The organism is Schaalia dentiphila ATCC 17982, from assembly GCF_000154225.1.
In the GTDB taxonomy this organism is placed as follows: Bacteria; Actinomycetota; Actinomycetes; order Actinomycetales; family Actinomycetaceae; genus Pauljensenia; species Pauljensenia dentiphila.
The window spans coordinates 67,552-88,010 of the sequence record NZ_DS264586.1; the positions used below are offsets into that span (position 1 = coordinate 67,552).

Sequence of the window (20,459 nt, forward strand, 5' to 3'; positions counted from 1 at the left end):
ACACGGCTGACGTCGATTTGTCAGACGAATCGACGAAGATTTTTGGGAAACGTGTGAGCTGGGTTATCCGTGCAGGGCAGCGACGATTCGCTCGACCTCCGCCTGATCGGTTCCTGAGGTTCCGGGGGCGCGCATGTGGACCTCGCGTGCTCCCGAGGCAGCCACGACCTCGGCGACGTTATGAGCGCGCAGGCCACCCGACACCAGGATGATGATGTCGTCTCCCCCGCGCTCGACGAGACGGGCGAGGGCGTCCGGCTGCGCGACGGCCGGATCTCCACCCGTCGTCAGCACACGGTCGTAACCGAGTTCCATGAGAACGTCGAGACCGCGATCCTGATCCGCAACCTGGTCGAATCCACGGTGGAAGGTCAGCGGCGCGTCCTCGGCTGTGTCCCGCAGGCGCGCGGCCGCGTTCACGTCGATCTGCCCGTCGCGGGTAATGACGCCAACGACGAAGCCGAGGCGCACGTCCGATCCACGACCGATCGACGAGAGGGTCATGATATCGGAGGCGATGCGATCGACCTCTTCGCGCGTATGCACGAAGTCCCCGGGGCGCGGGCGCACGAGCACCTGAACGCCACCAGCGGGCGCCACCTCAAGGGCGGCGGCCACCTCGTCGAATGCGGGGGTCAGGCCGCCGCACGATAGGTCGGTGCAGATCTCGATGCGATCCGCTCCCCCGTCGCGCGCGCGGCGCACGCCCACGGCATCTTCCACGCAAATCTCTACAGTCGTCACGGCTGCCACCTCTCGTAGCACGTCGAGCCGCCCACGCGGGCAGCGAGGATCGCGGCGCCCCAGCGACCACCCGCACCCCCGAGGGATGCGCGGACGATCTCGGGAGCGTCACGGAATGTCAGCATCGAAGCGAATTCCTCGCGCAGCGGCGCCAGCAGGTTCTCGCCCGCGTGCGACAGGCCGCCGCCGATGATGATGCGCTCAACGTCGACGGTGAGCGTCATGTGGGTGAGAGATAGCGCGAGTGCACGAACCGCGGTGTCCCATACCTCGGTCGCGACCGGGTCGGTACCGATGCCGGCCTCGACGGCCTTCGCACCGATGTCCTCTCCGGTCGCCTGCTCGTAGCGTCGGGCGATGCCCTTCGCCGAGGCGTAGACCTCCAGGCACCCACGCGACCCACAACGGCAGGACTCACCACCGGGGAAAACGGGCGCGTGCCCGACTTCACCGGCGCTAAACGTCGCACCACTCCACAGGTTGTCACCGAGCATGAGGGCCACAGAGATGCCGGTACCGATGGGCATCATGAGGAAGGAGGAAGCCCCTCGGCCCGCGCCGAGGAGTCCCTCAGCCAGGCCGGCGGCGCGCCCGTCGTGCATGAGTGCGGCGGGTACGCCCGTGGCGTCCTCGACCGCGCGGGCCAGCTGGACGCCGCGCAGCTCGAGGTTCGCCGCGTACACGACGGTCCCGCTTTCCTCATCGACGAGGCCGGGGCAGATCAGGCCGAAACCGACCAGTCCCGGATAGTCGCTCGCGAGTCGCGCGCCGATTCGTCCCACCTGAGTGGCCACGGCCTCGCGGTCCGTCGGCTCGTTTCCCTGAGTGAGGATCGCGCCCGCCTCATCGACGATCATCCACTTGATGGATGTGCCTCCGATGTCGATGCCCGCAAATACCGGGCCCTCGGAATCCTTGACGGCGCTCATGGTACGACGACCTGAGCATGCAGATCGGGATCTGCCATATCCGGATCGAAGGGGAACATCGGGCGCTCAATCTTGTGGTGACCGAGGCGGATGAGGTCCTGATCGACTCCACCGGGGGTCAGCGCCATGAGCCAGCCCTTCTGGGTCTCGTACAGGTCGGGCTCCAGGTAACCGATCTTGACGACGACGACGTCGGCGGTGGTGATATCCACGCCGAGCAGCTCGAACTGGCTGTACATCGTGTACTGATTGCGGTTCGTGGTGATGATGAAGCGCAGGCCGCCCGTGCGCAGCAGCGCGGTGTGGCCGCCCATCGGGTCGTCGGCGAGGGCCTCGACCGTGGCGTGGACGTTCAGCGGGCCAGGCTCGCGGGTGTCAATGTGTCCACCGACCTCGAGGTCGACCTCGGCGCCGACACCAGCCTCCCACGCAACGGCGGCCGCGGCGGGATCGATGATCGAGGCGTAGATGACGTCGAGCGTCGCCTCCTGGACGGGCTTCCACGCGAGCAGGGCCGCGAGCGCGACCGTCACGTCGTCGGCGCCGCCGGCACCCGGGTTGTCGCCGGAGTCGGAGATGAAGAAGGGCTTGGGGCCCTCCTCGGCGGCTGCCAGGCACTCTTCCATGGAGGCAACGGGGGCCACAAACTCGAAGCGGTCGTGCACGTCCCAGAAGTACTGGCCGATGCGCTCGGCCTGTTCCTTGACGAGCTCCGCGTCGTCACCCGTGACGACGACAGCGCCCTTGCAGCGCGGCTGGTCGGCCCACGCGAAGCCGATCCAGATCGCGGCGTCCAGGATGCCGTCCATCGCTTCGATGGGGTCGATCATCTTGTAGAGGGATTTGGCGGGTTCGATGCGGGTCGAGGTCTTCTCGCCCGGGAGCAGGACGGGGACGTGGACGAGGGCCTTGACGGGCTTGGGCTGGCCGTTGAGGAGGCGCATGCCCAGGTTGTAGGCGGCGCGACGGCGCGACTCGAGAGCGTCCTCGTGGGGTGCGAGGCGGTAGCAGGTGAGGATGTCGCAGCCGTCGAAGAGGTCCTGGGAGACGTTTCCGTGCAGGTCCATCGAGGCGCTGACCATGGGATCGGGGCCGATGACGCCGCGGATGGCGTTGATGAGGTCGCCCTCGGCGTCGTCCATGCCCTGGACGCTCATGGCGCCGTGGATGTCGAAGAAGAGGCCGTCGAGGGGGCCGGCGGCCGCGAGGCCCTCAAGGATCTCAGCCTTCCAGGCGTCGTAGGCGCCACGCTCGACGACACCGCCGGGCAGGGCGCGCGAGTGCAGGACGGGGATCCACTCGATCTGGGTGGCCCAGTCCTCGTCGCGCCAGTAGAAGCGGTCCATCAGTTCCTCGCCGCGGGTGACGATGAAGTCGTCGGCGGTCGAGATGTAGGGGGTGAACGTCGAGGATTCGATGTGGATGCCGGCAACCGCGATGCGGGGCTTGGTCATGAGCGATTCTCCTTTGAGATCTTCGAGGGGGTAAGTGTCGAGAGTCCCCAGAGCGCCGCTTCGCGCCCTGATCGAGACGATTCGATCACGAGGTGTTCCATGATCGAGGGGAGGCAGGATTGGTGGAGTGCGGCGCGCACTCCGGCGGTGAAGGCGTCGACGGCGGAGAGTGCTCCACCGACGATGACTCCCTGGGGTGCCAGGAAGGAGACGAGGTGGGCGACGCAGTGGCCCAGGAGGGTGCCCGCCTGGCGTATGGCCGTCGCAACTTCGGGGATACCGTCGCGTGCTGCGGCCAGAAGCTGTGCGTTGTTCTCATAGACGAGGCCTGCTGCGGCCAGGTCTGCTCGGATCGAGTCGGCGGACGCGATCGTTTCGAGGCATCCGACGTTGCCGCACTTGCAGGGGCGGCCCGCGGCGGCCTCGACGGGGATGTGCGAGATATCCCCGGCCAGTCCGCCCTGCCCCACCTGCGGCACGCCATCGACGAGGTAGGCGCCGCCGATGGCGGAGCCAGCCTTGACATAGATAAGCGTATCGATGGGGGTCACACCCTGAAGTCGACGGCGGTAGACGGATTCGCCGATGGCTCCCGCGCGCGCGTCGTTCTCAATGAGGGCGGGCAGGCCGCACTGCTCGGTGACGGCCTCGGCGACATTGATGCCGTCCCACCCGGGCATACGGGCGGGGCGGATCACGCGAGAGCGCTCCGCGTCCACGGGACCGGGGACCGCCAGGGCAATGCCACCGACCCGCACGCCGGCAGATTCTTCCTGGCGGGACACCTCGTCTATGACAGCGTCGAGCACCGCCTGGGGGCCTTCCGCAATGTCGATAAGGAGGCTCGATGCCTGCCCGACTCCGCGGGTGGGGTCCGTCAGGGCAATGAGGCCGTGGTGGGCTCCCAGCTCGACGAGGGCGAGTGCTCCGGCGCCGTCGGAGGTGACAAGGCGGCGTGCGCGCCGCCCACCCGTGGAAACAGAGTGCTCCGCTTCCGCGATGACCCCGGCTTCGACGAGGCGAGACACAGCGGCCGACACCGTTGATGGTGCGAGGCCCGTTTGCTTGACAATCGCGGGCCTGGTGTCCGCTTGACCGGACCCAATCAGCGTAAGGACGGTCTCGTCGACATCGTGCGTGGCCATGACACCTCCTCTAAGTACGCATGCAGTAACTACAACGTTACACTGCGCTCATCGTTGAGAACATGATTCATTATGCCCCACCGAAGAAAGTCTGACACTTCTTTCGTCGAAATATCTTGTTATTTTTTCGTAACATTCCACATTTTGCCCAAAGTGGCAACATTCGCCGACAAACTGTCATATGATGAACGTCATCTGACAGGGTTGTCATCCGTCAGTGTCCCCGATCAACGTTGATTTGGAGCAGTCATGAACCTTAGAAAGAAGCGGTGGATGGTCACCGGCGCGGCCCTCGCAATGGTCGCCTCCCTGGGCCTGTCCGCCTGTGGTGGTAGCAGCAGTAGCGGCGGCGGCCAGGCAGCCAACTCGGAAACCGGAAAGAACGAGGTCACGATGGCCTCGCGTACCCCCAACTGGATCTTCCCGATCTCCGCAAAGGGCTACACACAGGGCGAAAACGGCCAGTTCATCCAGGCGATGTACCGCCCGCTCTTCGCCTACAAGTCCACCTCTGAAACCCCCTACAAGATCAACCTCCCCAAGTCCCTGGGCACCGTTCCCGAGGTCTCTGAGGACGGCCTGACCTACACCATCAAGCTGCGCGACGACGCCAAGTGGTCCGACGGCACGCCCGTCACCACCCGCGACATCGAGTTCTGGTGGAACCTCGTCACCAACAACAAGGACGAATGGGCCTCGTACAAGAAGGGCTTCTTCCCCGACGGTGCCGATCTGAAGATCATCGACGAGCACACGTTCTCGATCACCACCGAGACCAAGTTCGCCCCCGCCTGGTTCATTGACAACCAGATCAACAAGGTCGCTCTACTCCCCCAGCACGCCTGGGACAAGACCAGCGCCGACGAGGCCGTCTCCGACCTCGACCGCACCCCCGAGGGCGCCCAGAAGGTCTTCGCCTACCTGCAGGGCGAGGCCAAGAACCTGTCCTCCTACGCCACCAACCCGCTGTGGCAGACGGTGAACGGCCCCTGGAAGCTCGCGGAGTTCACCCCCGACCAGGGCCTCAAGCTCGTCCCCAACGAGAACTACTGGGGCGAGGACAAGCCCAAGATCGACGCGCTGATCTACAAGGCGTTCACAGGTGACGACGCTGAGTTCAACTCCGTGCGTTCGGGCGCCATCGACTTCGGCTACATTCCGGCCGCGCAGTACAACCAGCGCAAGGCCGTCGAGGACAAGGGCTACAACGTCTTCCTGTGGCCCGGCAACTCCATCACCTACCTGGCCCTGAACTTCCACGAGAAGGCCCCCGGCTCGAAGTTCATCAACCAGAAGTACATCCGCCAGGCGATGCAGCAGCTGATCGACCAGCCGACCCTGTCTGAGAAGATCTGGTCCGGCACCGCCTCCCCGACCTGTGGCCCCGTCCCGATGCCCGCTGAGAAGACCGGCACCACCGAGGGCTGCGTCTACAAGTTCGATCCGGATGCCGCCAAGAAGCTCCTCGAGGACCACGGCTGGAAGGTCGTGCCCGACGGTGAAACCACCTGCGAGAACCCCGGCACCGGCGCCAACCAGTGTGGCGAGGGTATCAACGCCGGCGACAAGCTGAACTTCAAGCTCATCTCCCAGTCGGGCTTCGTCTCCACGCACCAGATGTTCGAGGAGATCATCTCCCAGTTCGGCAAGCTCGGCATCAAGATCGACATGAACGAGGTCCCCGACTCGGTCGGCGCCTCGCAGGCATGTGACGACGAGACCCCCTGCACCTGGGACATGTCCTTCTTCGGATCCCAGACCTCGTGGGGCTTCCCGATCTACGCGTCCGGCGAGCGCCTCTTCGCCTCTGACGCTCCCGTCAACCTCGGCCAGTACAAGAACCCCGAGGCTGACAAGCTCATCGAAGAGTCGACCCGCTCCTCCGAGCCCAACGCTCTCCAGGCATACAACGACTACCTCGCGGAGGACCTCCCCGTTCTGTGGATGCCCAACCCGTACTACCAGATCACCGCGGTGAAGAAGACGCTCGACCTGGGCGAACTCGACGCCACCGGCGACACCTGGCCCGAGGATTGGTCGTGGTCGACCGAAGGTAAGTAAACCTTCGCCTTGACGCCTCACGGGGCAGGCGCCCGCACCCGCACATGCGGGCGCCTGCCCCCTTACTGTGGAGTTCGCAATGATCCAATTCATCCTCAAACGCCTCGGCCAGGCAGTCATCGTTGTCTTCCTGGTCACCATCATCACCTTCATCCTCCTCCAATCTCAGCCGGGCGGTGCAGCCCGAGCAGCACTCGGTAAGGATGCGACCCAAGAACAGCTCGCGGCCTTCGACCACGAGAACGGATACGACCGGCCCATCCCCGAGCAGTACGTCAACTACCTGAACAAAATTGCGCACGGCGACTTCGGCTACTCCTACCAGCACAACCAGTCCGTCAACGACCTGCTGGCTGCCCGCCTGCCGCGCACCATCTTCCTGTCTCTCCTGTCCACCATCCTGGCTCTCATCGTCGCGATCCCCCTGGGCGTGTGGCAGGCCGTCAAAAGAAATAAAGCCCCCGATTACATCGTGACGATTGCGTGTCTGTTGGCTTACTCGACGCCGATCTTCTTCGCGGGCCTGCTCCTCATCGTCCTCTTCTCCCAGGTGTGGCCGATCCTGCCCAACGACGCACCGCAGGGCGAGGCCCTGTCGGTCATGTGGGAACAGTGGGATCACTTGGTCCTGCCCGTGTGCGCGCTGTCGATTGGCACGATCGCCGCCTACGCACGCTACGTGCGCTCCTCGATGGTGGATAACCTCAACGAGCAGTACGTGCGTACCGCTCGCGCGAAGGGCCTGTCGGAGTTCCGCGTCGTCTTCGTTCACACGCTGCGCAACGCCATGTTCCCCGTCATTACGATGATTGGTCTGTACATCCCCGCGATGTTCTGTGGCGCCCTGGTCATCGAGACGCTCTTTAACTTCAACGGCATGGGCTACATGTACTACCAGGCGACCGGTAGGCGCGACTACCCGATTCTCCTCGGCGTCGCCCTGATCGTCTCCTTCGCGACCGTCATCGGCGCGCTCCTGGCAGACTTCCTCTACGCCCTTGCTGATCCCCGTATCCGACTGGCAGGACGTGCCAAATGACCACTGCAACCGCACCTATCGCAGCGCCGGCCAAGGCGCGCACCGCCCGCAAGTCAACGAAGCTGCAGGGCCTGCAGGTCTTCATGGAGAACAAGCTCGCCGTCTTCGGCGTGTGCCTGATCCTCATCCTGATGGCCTTCTCGTTCATCGGCCCGATGTTCTACGTGACCGACCAGATCCACACGGACCTGTCGAACTCGGCCCTACCGCCCTCCGCCGAGCACCCGCTCGGCACCGACATGGTCGGTTACGACCAGCTCGGACGCCTCATGAAGGGCGGCCAGACCTCGATCATCGTCGGCCTGTTCGCCGGCATCTTCGCCACTACGATCGGCACGCTGTACGGCGCGATCGCCGGCTTCGTGGGCAGCTGGGTCGACGCGATCATGATGCGCATCGTTGACGCGCTCATGTCCGTGCCCGTCCTCTTCCTCTTCATGCTGATCGCCACGATGATCCCGCCTACCGTCCCGGTCCTCATCATCATCATGTCGGCCCTGTCCTGGCTGGGAACATCCCGATTGATTCGAGGCGAGGCCCTGTCCCTGCGCACGCGCGAGTACGTCGTCGCGATGCGCGGCATGGGCGGCTCGATGCCTCGAGCAATCCGGACACACATCGTCCGAAACACGATCGGCACCGTCATCGTCAACGCGACCTTCCAGGTCGCAGACGCCGTCCTCTACGTCGCCTACCTGTCGTTCCTCGGCCTGGGCGCGCAGCCTCCCGCCACCGACTGGGGAGCCATGCTCTCCAACAGCCAGTCGCACGTCTACTCGGGCAACTGGTGGCTGCTCTACCCGCCGGGCGTCCTCATCATCCTCCTGGTCCTGTCGTTCAACTTCATCGGCGACGGTCTACGTGACGCCTTCGAAGTTCGACTGCGCAAGAGGTGAGTACTGAACTATGAATACTCCACTCCTTCAGATCAAAGATCTGCACACCGATATTGAGATCCGCAACGGCGTGGTTCGCGCCCTCTCGGGTGTCGACCTGCACGTGAACCCGGGCGAGACCCTGGGCATCGTGGGCGAGTCCGGATCGGGCAAGACCATGACGGCCCTGTCCCTCATGGGTCTGCTCCCCCAGGGCGGCAAGGTCTCCTCCGGCTCGATCATCCTCGACGGCCAGGACCTCACCCAGCTACCCCTCAAGGAGAAGCGCAAGCTGCGCGGCACGAAGGTCGGCATGATCTTCCAGGATCCGCTCACCTCTCTGAACCCGACCATGAAGATCGGTCTTCAGGTGTGCGAGCCGCTGCGCGTGCACGAGAAGCTCTCGAAGCGGGAAGCGCTCGCACGCGCCGTCGAGATCCTCAAGCGCGTCGGCATGCCTCGTCCCGAGGTCGTCATCAATAACTACCCGCACCAGCTCTCGGGCGGCATGCGCCAGCGCGTCATGATCGCCATGGCCCTCGTGTGCAAGCCGCGCATCCTCATCGCGGACGAGCCGACGACGGCCCTGGACGTGACGACGCAGATGCAAATCCTCGACCTCATCGACGAGCTGCGCGACGAGTACAAGATGGGCGTCATCCTCATCACCCACGACCTGGGTGTTGTGGCCGGTCACACCGACCGTGTCGCCGTCATGTACGCCGGCCGTATCGTCGAGACCGCGCCGACGAAGACGCTGTTCACCGAGCCGAAGCACCGCTACACGAGCTCGCTCATGGCGGCCCTGCCCGAGCGCGCCCTCGCGGCCGGCACCAAGCTCTTCTCCATCCCCGGCGCTCCCCCGTCGCTGACCAACCTGCCGGTGGGCTGCCGCTTCGCGGCACGCTGCCTGTGGGCCACCGACGAGTGCCGCGCCGGCTACCCGGACCTGAGCGGGGATGAGACCCACACCTTCTCCTGCTTCCACCCGGTGCAGGAGGGCGACGAGTCCCCCGCGGTTCTCCAGGGCAAGCTGGATTCCACCAAGGCCGAAGAAACGGCCTCGGTTGTCCCGCAGATCTCTCACGAGGTCCTGCTCGACGTCAAGGAGGCCTCACGCGAGTACGAGTCGGCAGGCTCCGGCTTCTTCAAGCGCGAGAAGGGCGTCGTTTCCGCCGTCGACCGCGTGTCCATCACGGTCAAGAAGGGCGAGACCTACGGCCTCGTCGGCGAGTCCGGCTGCGGTAAGTCCACCGTGGGTCGCCTTATCGCCGGCCTCGAGCCCCCGTCGGGCGGTGCCATCGAACTCGATGGACGCGACCTGGCTACGCTCAAGGGACGCGACGCTGTGCGCATCCACCGCGACGTGCAGATGATGTTCCAGGACTCCTACGCGGCAATGGACCCGCGCATGCGCATCGACCAGATCCTGGCCGAGCCCATGAGCATCCAGAAGACCGGCAACGCTCGCCAGATCGCCGAGCGCATCATGGAGATCCTCGAGCAGGTCGGCCTCACCGAGGAGATCCTTGACCGCTACCCGCACGAGTTCTCCGGCGGACAGCTCCAGCGCATCGGCTTCGCTCGCTCGCTGACCCTGGCTCCCGACCTGATCGTGGCCGACGAGCCCGTCTCGGCGCTTGACGTCTCCGTCCAGGCGCAGGTCCTCAACCTCATGAAGGACCTGCAGCAGGAGCTGGGCCTGTCCTACCTGTTCATCAGCCACGACCTGGCGGTCGTTCAGTACATGGCCGATCGCATCGGCGTCATGTACCTGGGCCGCATCGTCGAGGAGGGCCCCGCGCACGAGGTCGTCAAGAACCCGAAGCACCCCTACACGAAGGCGCTCATCGACTCGATCCCCGTGCCGGACCCCGAGTTCAAGCACGACGAGAGTGCCATCAAGCTCACCGGCGAGCCGCCGAGCGCCGTCAACCCACCCGAGGGTTGCCGCTTCCGCCCGCGCTGCCCGTTCGCTGGCGAGGAGTGCAAGGTGCAGCCCATGCTCACGGATGAGACGCACCGCGTGGCGTGCCACCACCCGCTCTTGACGCTGAGCGTCAAGGAAGAGGTGAACGCCTAACACACACGTTCATGCGAACTCCATGCGTTGCCCCCGGCCCGCTGACGCGAGCCGGGGGCAACGTTATGTGCGACAGCCACACCGTCGGGCCGTTATGCGCATCTGAAGGGCGCAGGGCTGTTTCGCCCTCCTAGTGCCCATCGCGGCTCGCTCCCAGGCATCGTCGAGGCCGCCGCCGTTGGGCTGGTGTGCTCGCGGGTCTGGCCGACCGTGCCCCTACCCCGTTCCCGTCAGTGATGCCCTACCGGCGTTTATCGGCACCCCACCGAGCGGCACTGCACCAGTGAGGGAGCCTGACGCCAGGGGTAATGGTGGGGATTTTGCAGCATGAGGAGCCTCCCTTTGGCGTGTCGCCGGCGAGTCGCGCCCCTCATGGCGCAAATGCCCCCATTGGGTGGCGGTGAGGTCGCGGTTCGGGGCGGTGCGGCACCCACATCGCAGACCACCTCGGTGAAAAACAATGAAAATGGGGGTCTGCGGCTGAGGCGGTGTGCGTGTTGGGCACAACGGTGCCCGGCCTGGCATGTAGCTCGCACGCCTCGGCGTACTGCGGACCTGAACCTGAGTACCCATACCGGGCCACACGTTCGGCCACGCTCCCACAATGAAACAACCACCGTCAATGTTCATCGTCGACCACCAGCAAGCCGACAAGTCACCACACAACCAACAGGTTTATCCTGTAAACCGCATGTACGAGGTCTCTGCACACCATTGGCGCCATCCGACGGTAGAGACGCGTGTGGGGCACGACCACTCGGTCGTGCCCCACAGGCTATTCGCTAGTGTCAGCGCGTCACTTGGAGACGGCCTTCTTCAGCGTGGAGCCAGCGGAGAGCTTCACACCGTAGCCAGCGGGGATCTTGATCTCTTCGCCGGTGCGGGGGTTACGGCCGGTGCGGGCGGCGCGCTCAACACGCTCGACGGAGAGCAGACCGGTCACCTTGACGGCCTCGCCCTTAGCCAGGGACTCAACGAGGACGGCCTGGAAGGCAGCCAGGGCCTCGTCGGCCTTCGCCTTGGTCAGGTCGGCGCGTTCGGCAATCTGAGCGACAAGCTCGGTACGGTTCACGGACATTGAGAAACCTCATTCCTGTTCGTTCTTGGTTACCACTGTCGTGGCCACGAATGACACACTACGAAATCTTTGGCGATTTTGCCGACTTTAGGGCCAGATTTCGCGGATTTCACGAAAATATCTCGTTTTTTTGCTCAAGAACCGTCAATTCTGTGCAACAGGTCACTCAAACTTGCCGAGTGGTTGCAATTCTGCGGAACTCAAATGCGTCGCCACCGGCACGTTTTTCGGTAACAGGAACTTTCACGCACACCGAGGACACACCCCTCTCATTAAAACGGACAAACATAGACGGCGACGCACACAGACCCCACCCACACATTCCGCTTCAGAAGCAGGTGTCGCCCATCCTCGCGGTTGCTCACGAGACGGAAAGAAACCGGGACACACACGTCACCCCACGAGCATACCACACCCCGCGGACGCCCCGCGGGCATACACAAGGGCGGGGAGCGACCTCATGGTCACTCCCCGCCCCGATGAGAAGCTTCGCGATGCCTCAGGCCGAGGTGCGCTGCTTGTTCCAGACGACGAGGCCCCAGCGGGGCAGCTCGGCATGCAGGGTGGCGACGTATTCACGAACGCGCTCGATCTCGCGCGCGAACTCGGGGGTCCATGTGTCGGGGTTGCGGCGATCCATTCGTACTCCTCACTGAGCGCCGATAACCATCGGATGGGTTAACGTTAACACTCACCCGCGCATAAGGCAAGCAAGAATACAAAAAAAGAGCCTCTAACGAGGGCAAACTCCCGTCGAACCGCGCACAACGAGGCGCGTTGGACGCACGTACGTGTCCACCGATTCACCGTCGAGCGCATAGCTGACCGCCTCAAGCGCGCAGCGCCCAAGGTCCGCGAAATCCTGACGCACCGTCGTCAGCCCCGGCCCCGCGTAGGCGGCCATCGGCACGTCGTCGAAACCCGCGACCGACACGTCACCCGGAACACTCACCCCGGCCTCGGCGAAGGCTCGGAGGAGGCCGACCGCGACCTCATCGTTCGCGCACATGACGGCATCAGGCAGGTCATCCTCGACGATGTTCTGTCCTGCAACGTACCCCCAGCGCGCCTCCCACGAGCCGACGAGGGGTTCGCGCATCGGCAGACCCGCCTGGACCATCGCCTCGCGCCACCCGGCCACGCGTTCACGCGCCTCGAACCACTCCTGAGGACCCGCCACGCAGGCGATATCGCGATGACCGAGCGTCATCAGGTGCTCCGCGAGCGCGCGCGCACCTCCGCGCTGGTCCGCGTGAACGACTGACACCCCGCGACCGAACGTGCGCCCGCCGGAGACCGCAACAACCGGCACAGACGCGCCCTGCGATGCCACGGTCTCGGCAAGAGAATCCACCGGCGCGATGACCACGATCGCCTCGGCCGCCAGGGAGGAGAAGTGGTCGAAGGCACTGGCCACGTCGTCGGGACCGAAACGATCGAGGGCCACAACCGACGTGAAAAGCCCGGCCTCGCGGGCGGCGACCTCCAGGGCCACCAGCATCGAGGAGGGACCGAAGTGGGCCGAGGTTGTGGTCACGACGCCGATAATGCCCGAGCGGGCGGTCACCAGGGCACGGGCAACCGAGTTCGGGCGGTATCCCAGCTGTTCAATCGCGGCCTGCACGCGCTCACGTGTCCGAGGCGATACGCGCCCCTTGCCGTTCACAACGCGAGACACCGTCTGATGCGAGACACCGACCATCTCCGCCACGTCCGCCATCGACGGAGGACGACCATTGCGCGACATACCGACCTCCCTCCCGCATACGTCCAGCTTTGTTCACATCGTAAACGAAAAGCACCCGGAACATATCACTCGCCACACTTTCTAAATAACTCATACAACACTTATCCCGATCGCAGAGAATGGAGGGGTCCCTTCAACACTTGGATAAAGGTCCAGGAGACACAGATGGCATCAAGCCCCTCGTCCGCTCCCCACCCCGTCGATCAAGTCCCTCCCTTTGGGAAACTCACCATTCTGGGCATTCAGCACGTCCTCGCGTTCTACGCGGGCGCCGTGGTCGTCCCGCTCGTCATTGCTTCCGGCCTCGGGCTCGACAACCATACGCTGGTCCACCTCATTAACGCGGACCTGCTTACCTGTGGCATCGCCACCATCATCCAGTCGGCCGGCATCGGCCGCTTCATTGGCGTGAAGCTCCCCCTCATCCAGGGCGTCACCTTCACCGCCGTCTCCCCCCTCATCGCAATCGGAGCAGCGGCCACGCCGCCCGGCGCCGACCCGACGACCGGCCTGGCCACCATGTACGGCTCCATCATCGCCGTCGGCCTCATCGTCTTCCTGGTGGCGCCCTTCTTCGCCAAGCTCCTGCGATTCTTCCCGCCGATCGTCACGGGTACGCTCCTGACCGTCATGGGCACGACGCTCCTGTCTGTCTCAGCCGGAGACATCGTCGCCTGGGCCGATCAGGCCACCGGTGATGCAGCGAAGGCAACCGCAACATTCGAGGCACTCGGCTTCGCTTTTGGAACGATCGCGATCATCGTCATCATCCAGCGCCTCTTTAAGGGCTTCATCGGGACCCTATCCGTCCTTCTCGCCCTCGTTATCATGACGGGCGTTGCATTCGTGATGGGCAAGACCGATTTCTCGGGCGTGGGAGAAGCCAGCTGGTTGGGCATCACCACGCCCTTCTACTTCGGCATCCCGAAGTTCTCCGCCACCGCGCTCCTCGCCATGATCATCGTCATGGCTGTGACCGCCGTGGAGACCACGGGCGACGTCTTCGCCACCGGCGAGGTCGTGGGCAAGCGCATCGCCCCGCGCGACATCGCTAACGCCCTGCGCGCCGACGGCCTATCCACGCTGCTGGGCGGCGTCCTCAACTCCTTCCCCTACACCTGCTTCGCGCAGAACGTCGGCCTCGTGCGCCTGACCCGCGTGAAGTCCCGCTGGGTCGTCACCGCCGCGGGCGTCTTCATGATCATCCTGGGCCTGTTGCCGAAGGCCGCGGCCATCGTCGCCGCCATCCCCTCCCCTGTCATCGGCGGCGCCTCGCTGGCGATGTTCGCCAACGTCGCCGTCGTCGGCATCCAGACCCTGGCGAAGGTTGACCTGCGCGACAACCGCAACGCCGTCATCGTCTCCACGTCGATCGGCCTGGCCCTCCTCGTGACTCTCAAGCCCGGCATCGTCTCGGTCATGCCCTCCTGGCTGCAGATCATCTTCGGCTCCGGCGTGACCATCGGCTCGCTGACGGCCATCATCCTCAACATCTTGTTCTTCCACATCGGACGCCAGGCCTCGCCGGACGTGGCCGTGGTGGACGGCAAGAAGATCAACCTGGACGACGTCAACGCAATGGATCGCGACCAGTTCGTCGCGACCTTCTCCTCGATGTTCTCGTCGCACACGTGGCCGGTCGAGCGTGCCTGGGAATCTCGTCCCTTCGCCTCCGTGTCTGAGCTGCGATCCTCCTTCGAGGACGCGGTCCTGGCGGCCAGCCCCGAGGAGGCCGAGGAGCTCATCGCTTCCTACACGGACGTCGTCTCCCTGGTCCTCGATGGTGCGGGCGACGAGCAGGCCAGCTCGGATACCTCGTCCCTGTCCGTGGGCGAGGTATCCTCCGAAGAAGCCGAGGAGCTACGCGCCCTGGCTGCCGCCTACCGCGAGAAGTTTGGCCGCCCGCTGGTCATCTGCGTGGACAACGTGGTGGACCGCAAGCATCTGCTGTCCTCGGGCTGGCGTCGCGTCGAGCACTCCCCCGCCCGCGAGGCTCGCTTCGCACTCGGCGAGGTCATCGACATCGCCGACCTGCGCTTCGATCAGCTGGTCGCAGACGCAAACCCCATGCGTGCCGCGTGGGACGCTGGCTTTGAGCGCCTCTGAGTAGCACTCAGAGTCTCCAAAAGACGAGGCCGGGGCGCGTTGGGAAATATGCCTGACGCGCCCCGGCTTTTGCGCGGCCTATTGTGGGCGATTTTACCCTGGTGATGTGCGTTGTGGACACCACAACTCCCCAATCAGCTGGCGGTGACACCGTTCAGCGGGGGCGCCGCATGAGGGTCCGAGGGAGGTCGCGTGACGCGATTACCTCAATCAACGACGGAATTGCACGAACAAGGGTCCGACACGCCGGCAACACGCGTTGAGAGGGTTTCGCGTCGTACCCCCTTAGCACTACCACTTCAGAGGCCACCGAAGGTGGCAAGCACCAACGAACTGGATAGGAAACGACGATCTGGATAGGTCATCGGCTTCTGGATAGGAAAATAACCTATCCAGAAGAGCCGTTCCTATCCAGAAGACAACTTCCGCCGTAGGAAATACGCACCACAGGCCTCACCACAAAACCGCACCGCACAGACTTCGCAGCATAGACCGCGGCGCCATCACACCAACGCATAGCACTTTTCACCCACAGTTCACCCGAGTCGCTCCAGGTGCAGATACGCCGAGGGGCCGACCTCGTGGTCGGCCCCTCGGCGTATCCCATCAACACAGTGCAAGTTGTCCCAGAAGGCTCCTCAATGATGTCTCGTCGGCATTGCTCGGGCCCGTGTGGCCCGTGCCGTATTCCCTTGTGATGACACCTACTGTAGGGACCCAACCTTGCGGCAATGGCAAGGTGAGCTGAGAATATCCTGGGAAATTAACCCCGCAGATAACTGAGTGATCCCAATACGAGTGTGCGCCCCCGGTTTCCCGGGGGCGCACACTGCGTTACGCGCTGTCAGTGCTGCGCGTTAGGCCTCAGCCGTTCCATTGGCCGTTCTCGGCGAAGTAGTACCACTTCCAGCCGATCCAGTGCCCGCCCGTGTACATGGCACCAGAGTCGGTGCTCAGGTAGTACCAGGAGGAGCCCTGTCGCAGCCAGCCGGTGGTCAGCGCGCCGCTGGAGTGCATGAAGTACCAGGATGAGCCGTCCTTGACCCAACCAGTCGCCATCGCGCCACTGCCGGGTGTCAGGTAGTACCAGGTCAGCCCATCGAGCAGCCAACCGGTGACCATGCGACCCGTCGCCGGATCCAGGTAGTACCAGGACGCACCATCCTTCACCCAGCCACTCGCCTGAGCACCCGAAGCGTCGTGGTAGAACCACCAACCAGCCTCGCTCACCCAGCCGGTGCGCATGTATCCGCTGGCATCGAAACGATAGGTGGCTCCGTCGATGAGGGCAGCACCGTTCCTGGGGTACGAACCGTCTGCGTAGCGGTACCACCAGCCGACAGAGTCGCTCACCCATTTGCCGTCCTGCGGGGCAGGAGCCGGAGTCGGCTCGGGAGCGAGCGTCGGGTCCGGAGTCGGCTCGGGAGCGGGCGTCGGATCCACCGTCGGCTCAGGTGCCGGGGTCGGATCGCCCTGGAGGCGCACCTCCTGCTTGGCGGGGTTGACGCCCCAGTCCCAGGCGAAGAGGTACGGGGTCACCGGGGCCTCGTCCGTGCGTCCCTGCTGCGCCCAGGCGGCCTTCAGCTCCGAGACGGGCACGGCGAAGTGGTAGCGATGCGTGCCGTCGGCCAGGATCTCGCCGTCGTCCTCGACGAGCTTGCGGTAGTACCACGTGCCGTCGGCATCCTCGTGGAAGTCGATGCCGGCCACGGGCGAGGCGTCGGTGACGTCGAAGGACACCGTGCGGGCGTCGCCCTCGCCGCTCACCGTCAGGTTGGAGATGACGGGGGCCTGCGTATCCAGCGTGAACTCGTAGCTCATCTGGTGCTTGTGCGAGGACGGACCATCCGTCGCAGCCTCGATCGTCAGCGTGTAGGCACCGTCGGGCAGCTCGTTGCCGGACTGGTCGTAGCCATCGAAGAAGGGTTCCTCACCGGCGAACTCACCCGGCTTCGTCCAGCCGGTCTCGAGGTCGTAGAGGGACTTGCGCACGCGGTTGATCGTGTAGGAGCGCACTGACTCGCCCGCGGAGTTGCGGTAGGTGACAGACATCGACGGGACCGAGCGCAGCATGCCGGTCATCGGCGCGATCCTGTCGGGGGCGCCCGCCCACTTGGCACGCGAGGTGATGAGGCGCTGCGTGTTGATCGTGGTGACCAGGTTCGAGTCCTGCTTATCCGACAGCGGGTTCAGCGCTCCCAGCGGGATGGACGAGTGCGCGTTGACCAGCGCAGAACGGAAGACGTGCACGGGTGTCGTCTCGTCGTCCGACCACTTGCCGTCGAAGACGTCCGGGGCTCCCCACGAGCCGTAGAAGCCCAGGTAGGGCACGGTCAGGCTCGGGGTCCCGTCCTCGCTCGTGAAGGTCACGGCGCCGTCGATGAAAGTGCCCTTCGGGGTGTTCTCCGAGGCAAAGGCCGCGAACTCGGACTCGGGGGTCACGGTGACGGTCACGGTGGCGTTCGACATCGCGGGGACCGTGATCTGCTGGGCGTCCCCAGCCTCGGCGACGCCGTCACCGGAGAAGGTCAGCGAGATTCCTGCGCCCGCCCAGTTCTGCGAGTGCTCGAGGAAGAGGCCCTCCTCGACCATCTCGGAGAGCGCCTGGCCGCCGAGGGTGTAGGTGTAGGCAGCGTCGGAGAGGTTGGTCAGCTGCACCTGGAAGGTCCAGCCCTTCGTCCCGTCGCCGAGGTCGGCCTTGGGTCGGGAGGGATCGGCGGCGCCGACGACGGTCGGGTAGACGGTCGCGGTGGTCGCTGCGAGCGCGTCGACGGCGCCCGCGCCGACCCTGCGCGGCGAGTAGTAGGTGCCGTCGCTCAGCTCGACGTCGATGAGCGGGTGGGCGGTGCCCATGAGGAGGTTGGTGACGACTGCGTTCTTCTGCTCGGCGCTCATTCCAGAGAAGGCAGGATCGCCCGCGAGGCGCTCGCGCACGAGGGCGCTGATTCCCGCGACCTGCGGGGATGCCATCGAGGTGCCCGACAGGCGCTGGTACTCGTTGCCGAGGTAGGCCGACATGATGTCGCCGCCGGGGGCAGCGATCTCAGGCTTGAGGGTCAGGTCGGGGGCCACACCCCACGCCGAGAACTCCGAGGCCGTCGGGTTGTTCGAGGCCAGCACGATGCCGGAGTGCGTGACGGTCACGGTGACGTCGGCTCCGTTGGCGGCGGCCAAGGCCTCGCGGATCGCCTCCCCGTCACGCTTGGTGATGGTCACCGTCGGCATCGACGTGGTCGAGCCGAGGATCGCCTGGTAGGGCGTGTCTGCCTCATCCGTATCGGCGACCATGAGGGCCGCGGGTGCCGGCGAGAGGGCCGTCAGGTTGCGCGCCTTGAGCTCCTCGGTCATGGCCGAGCCGTCGCGGGAGTCCGTACCGCCCTTATCCTCGAGGACGATCACGCCGGAGAGGTCGGTGCCCGCGTGCTGCTCGAGCCGGTCGGTGCCGCCAGCGCCGGCGTCGACGATGCGGTAGGTCTTCTCGGGGACGTCGCGCAGGCCGCGCACGGCCTCGCCCTGACCGTTGAGGGCGGTGCGGTAGGCGATTGTGCGATCGCCCAGGCTCACGTAGGACAGGGCCTCCTGGTTATCGACGGAGGCGACGGCCAGGGTGGACTTGTAGGAGGCGGGTTCGCCGAGCGTGCCCGTGTCGGGGTCGGTCGCGAACGGCTTGTTCTGGCCGGAGTTGTTGCCATAGGCGTTGGAGAAGGCGTTGCCGCCCGCCGCGTTGACGGTGATGCCAGCGGCGGCGAGCTTCTCGTACACGCCGGCGAAGACACTGTCCGCGTCGCTGCTCATGCCGGAGTCGTCGCCCAGGGACAGGTTGATGACGTCGGGCTTGATGACGAGCGCGTCATCGAGGGCCGCCAGCAGGGCGCTGTCGAGCATCGAGCCGTCCTCGTCCGAGGCGACCTTGGCGACGACGATCTGCGCGTGGGGCGCGGTGCCCTGCAGGACGTCCGCATTGGCGGCCGCGATCGCGGTGACGTGCGTACCGTGGGACAGGTCCTTCTCGGAATGGGGCACGACGTCGGCGTCGTTGTCCGCGTAGTCGTAGGCGAAGGGGATCTTGCTGTTGACGTACGTGCCCGCTCCGCCGTGCGGGAGCTTGCCCGCGAAGGCCTGCACGTCGGCCTGGCTCATGCGCACATCCACGCCGTCCATCGAGCCGGCGAAGGCGTCGTGGTCGGTCTGCAGGCCAGAGTCGATGACTTCGATGACCTGACGATCGCCCTTGAGGACGACCTCGTTCGCGCGCGTCATCGCCAGGGACGAGGCGTTCTTGAGGACGGGTGCACCGCTCCCCTCGGCACCGGTTTGCATCGGCTTGTGGACGCCCTCGATGAAGGCGGTCTTCACTCCCTCGACCTTCTGGATCGCGGCGAGAGAGGAGCCGGGCGCGTTGATGGCGAAGCCGACGAAAGCGTTGGTGTACTCGCGCACGGTCGCGACCTGCGCACCGGGGACGACTCCCTCGACAGCGGAGGCAATGCGGGCCTTCACGTCGTCGCGAGTGGCCTGCGTCGAGCTACCGGCTGTTCCATCCTCCAGCTGGACGATGATCGTCGTCGGGGTGTCGTCAGCCGCCTCCTGGGCGGACGAGGCGTCGGGCAGGGTCACTCCCCCGGCCTCGGCCTGGCGGATGGACAGCAGCGCGTCCTCGACTCGTGTACCCGACTGGGCGTCCTTCGACGAGGCGTAGGTGGGGTTGGCGGGGAGGACACCGCCCGGCTGCGGGCTCGCTGCGAGTGCCGGGACGCTCACGCCGGTCAGGGCGAGGGCTGCGGCGAGCGCGAGTGCCGGGGTGGAGTGATGGGTCATCAATGGCTCACTTACGTATCGACGAGATGACGATCTGGTGCGCGTCCGGGTGACGCGCCGTCCCATTATGCGAAAGTTCTTCCAGTTGTGCAGTATGCATGTCCGATAGATGGCCCAGTGTCCACACACTGACATTTTGTGCAGGCCCGAATATAAGCCGAGGGGCCGACCTTACGGTCGGCCCCTCGGCTTATCCCATCAACACAGTGCAAGTTTTCCCAGAAAGCTCCTTGAAAAAGTCTCGCCGGCATGTCCCGGACCCTCATGGTCCGTGCCGTATTCCCTTGTGATGACATTCATTGTGAGGAGCGAACCTTGCGACAACAGCAAGACAACCTGAAAAAACCCTGGGAATTTTGGCGCTTAACCGCTTCGACAGA

13 protein-coding genes are annotated in these 20,459 nt (G+C 65.0%); 5 read left to right on the top strand and 8 right to left on the bottom strand.

Annotated elements, in window-relative coordinates; genetic code table 11:
* Window positions 1-63 precede the first annotated feature (63 nt).
* Genes ACTODO_RS00320 through ACTODO_RS00335 form a run of 4 tightly spaced genes read right to left on the bottom strand, consistent with a single transcriptional unit; the run spans window position 64 to window position 4,272 of the window.
* Window positions 64-744, bottom strand: a complete 681-nt coding sequence (locus ACTODO_RS00320) for a copper homeostasis protein CutC (RefSeq protein WP_034512522.1) — start codon at window positions 742-744, stop codon at window positions 64-66.
* Window positions 741-1,673, bottom strand: coding sequence for an ROK family protein (locus ACTODO_RS00325; RefSeq protein ID WP_003790038.1), 933 nt, complete (start codon window positions 1,671-1,673; stop codon window positions 741-743). The genes ACTODO_RS00320 and ACTODO_RS00325 overlap by 4 nt, the downstream gene beginning before the upstream one ends.
* Window positions 1,670-3,127, bottom strand: coding sequence for a M81 family metallopeptidase (locus tag ACTODO_RS00330; RefSeq protein WP_003790039.1), 1,458 nt, complete (start codon window positions 3,125-3,127; stop codon window positions 1,670-1,672). The genes ACTODO_RS00325 and ACTODO_RS00330 overlap by 4 nt, the downstream gene beginning before the upstream one ends.
* Complete coding sequence (locus ACTODO_RS00335; RefSeq protein ID WP_003790041.1) at window positions 3,124-4,272, bottom strand: ROK family transcriptional regulator; 1,149 nt, start codon at window positions 4,270-4,272, stop codon at window positions 3,124-3,126. Before ACTODO_RS00335 ends, ACTODO_RS00330 begins: the two co-directional genes overlap by 4 nt.
* A 249-nt stretch (window positions 4,273-4,521) precedes the next feature.
* Here ACTODO_RS00335 and ACTODO_RS00340 point away from each other — a divergent pair, with 249 nt between their 5' ends.
* From ACTODO_RS00340 to ACTODO_RS00355, 4 genes are all read left to right on the top strand, one after another.
* Window positions 4,522-6,333: a peptide ABC transporter substrate-binding protein gene (locus ACTODO_RS00340; protein WP_003790043.1), complete on the top strand. Its 1,812-nt coding sequence runs from the start codon at window positions 4,522-4,524 to the stop codon at window positions 6,331-6,333.
* A 79-nt stretch (window positions 6,334-6,412) separates the two neighbouring features.
* A complete protein-coding gene (locus tag ACTODO_RS00345; RefSeq protein WP_003790045.1) occupies window positions 6,413-7,372 on the top strand; it encodes an ABC transporter permease in 960 nt (319 codons plus the stop codon).
* Window positions 7,369-8,268 carry an ABC transporter permease gene (locus ACTODO_RS00350; protein WP_003790047.1) on the top strand — a complete coding sequence of 300 codons (900 nt, stop codon included), beginning with the start codon at window positions 7,369-7,371 and terminating at the stop codon, window positions 8,266-8,268. Before ACTODO_RS00345 ends, ACTODO_RS00350 begins: the two co-directional genes overlap by 4 nt.
* A 10-nt stretch (window positions 8,269-8,278) precedes the next feature.
* Window positions 8,279-10,330, top strand: coding sequence for an ABC transporter ATP-binding protein (locus ACTODO_RS00355; protein WP_003790049.1), 2,052 nt, complete (start codon window positions 8,279-8,281; stop codon window positions 10,328-10,330).
* 796 nt (window positions 10,331-11,126) lie between these two features.
* On the opposite strand, the gene ACTODO_RS00360 is transcribed toward ACTODO_RS00355, so the two are convergent.
* The 3 genes from ACTODO_RS00360 to ACTODO_RS00365 form a co-directional block, all read right to left on the bottom strand.
* Window positions 11,127-11,408 (bottom strand): HU family DNA-binding protein, encoded by a 282-nt coding sequence (locus ACTODO_RS00360; RefSeq protein WP_003790058.1) that lies wholly within the window; start codon window positions 11,406-11,408, stop codon window positions 11,127-11,129.
* Between the two features lie 499 nt (window positions 11,409-11,907).
* A complete protein-coding gene (locus tag ACTODO_RS10370) occupies window positions 11,908-12,048 on the bottom strand; it encodes a hypothetical protein (RefSeq protein ID WP_003790060.1) in 141 nt (46 codons plus the stop codon).
* A 93-nt stretch (window positions 12,049-12,141) separates the two neighbouring features.
* Complete coding sequence (locus ACTODO_RS00365) at window positions 12,142-13,155, bottom strand: LacI family DNA-binding transcriptional regulator (RefSeq protein ID WP_231126061.1); 1,014 nt, start codon at window positions 13,153-13,155, stop codon at window positions 12,142-12,144.
* Between the two features lie 165 nt (window positions 13,156-13,320).
* Between ACTODO_RS00365 and ACTODO_RS00370 the strand changes: the two genes are divergently transcribed.
* Window positions 13,321-15,261 (top strand): solute carrier family 23 protein, encoded by a 1,941-nt coding sequence (locus ACTODO_RS00370; protein ID WP_003790066.1) that lies wholly within the window; start codon window positions 13,321-13,323, stop codon window positions 15,259-15,261.
* A gap of 864 nt (window positions 15,262-16,125) precedes the next feature.
* Here the strand turns inward: ACTODO_RS00370 and ACTODO_RS00375 are convergent.
* Complete coding sequence (locus ACTODO_RS00375) at window positions 16,126-20,079, bottom strand: S8 family serine peptidase (protein ID WP_003790068.1); 3,954 nt, start codon at window positions 20,077-20,079, stop codon at window positions 16,126-16,128.
* Window positions 20,080-20,459: the final 380 nt, after the last annotated feature.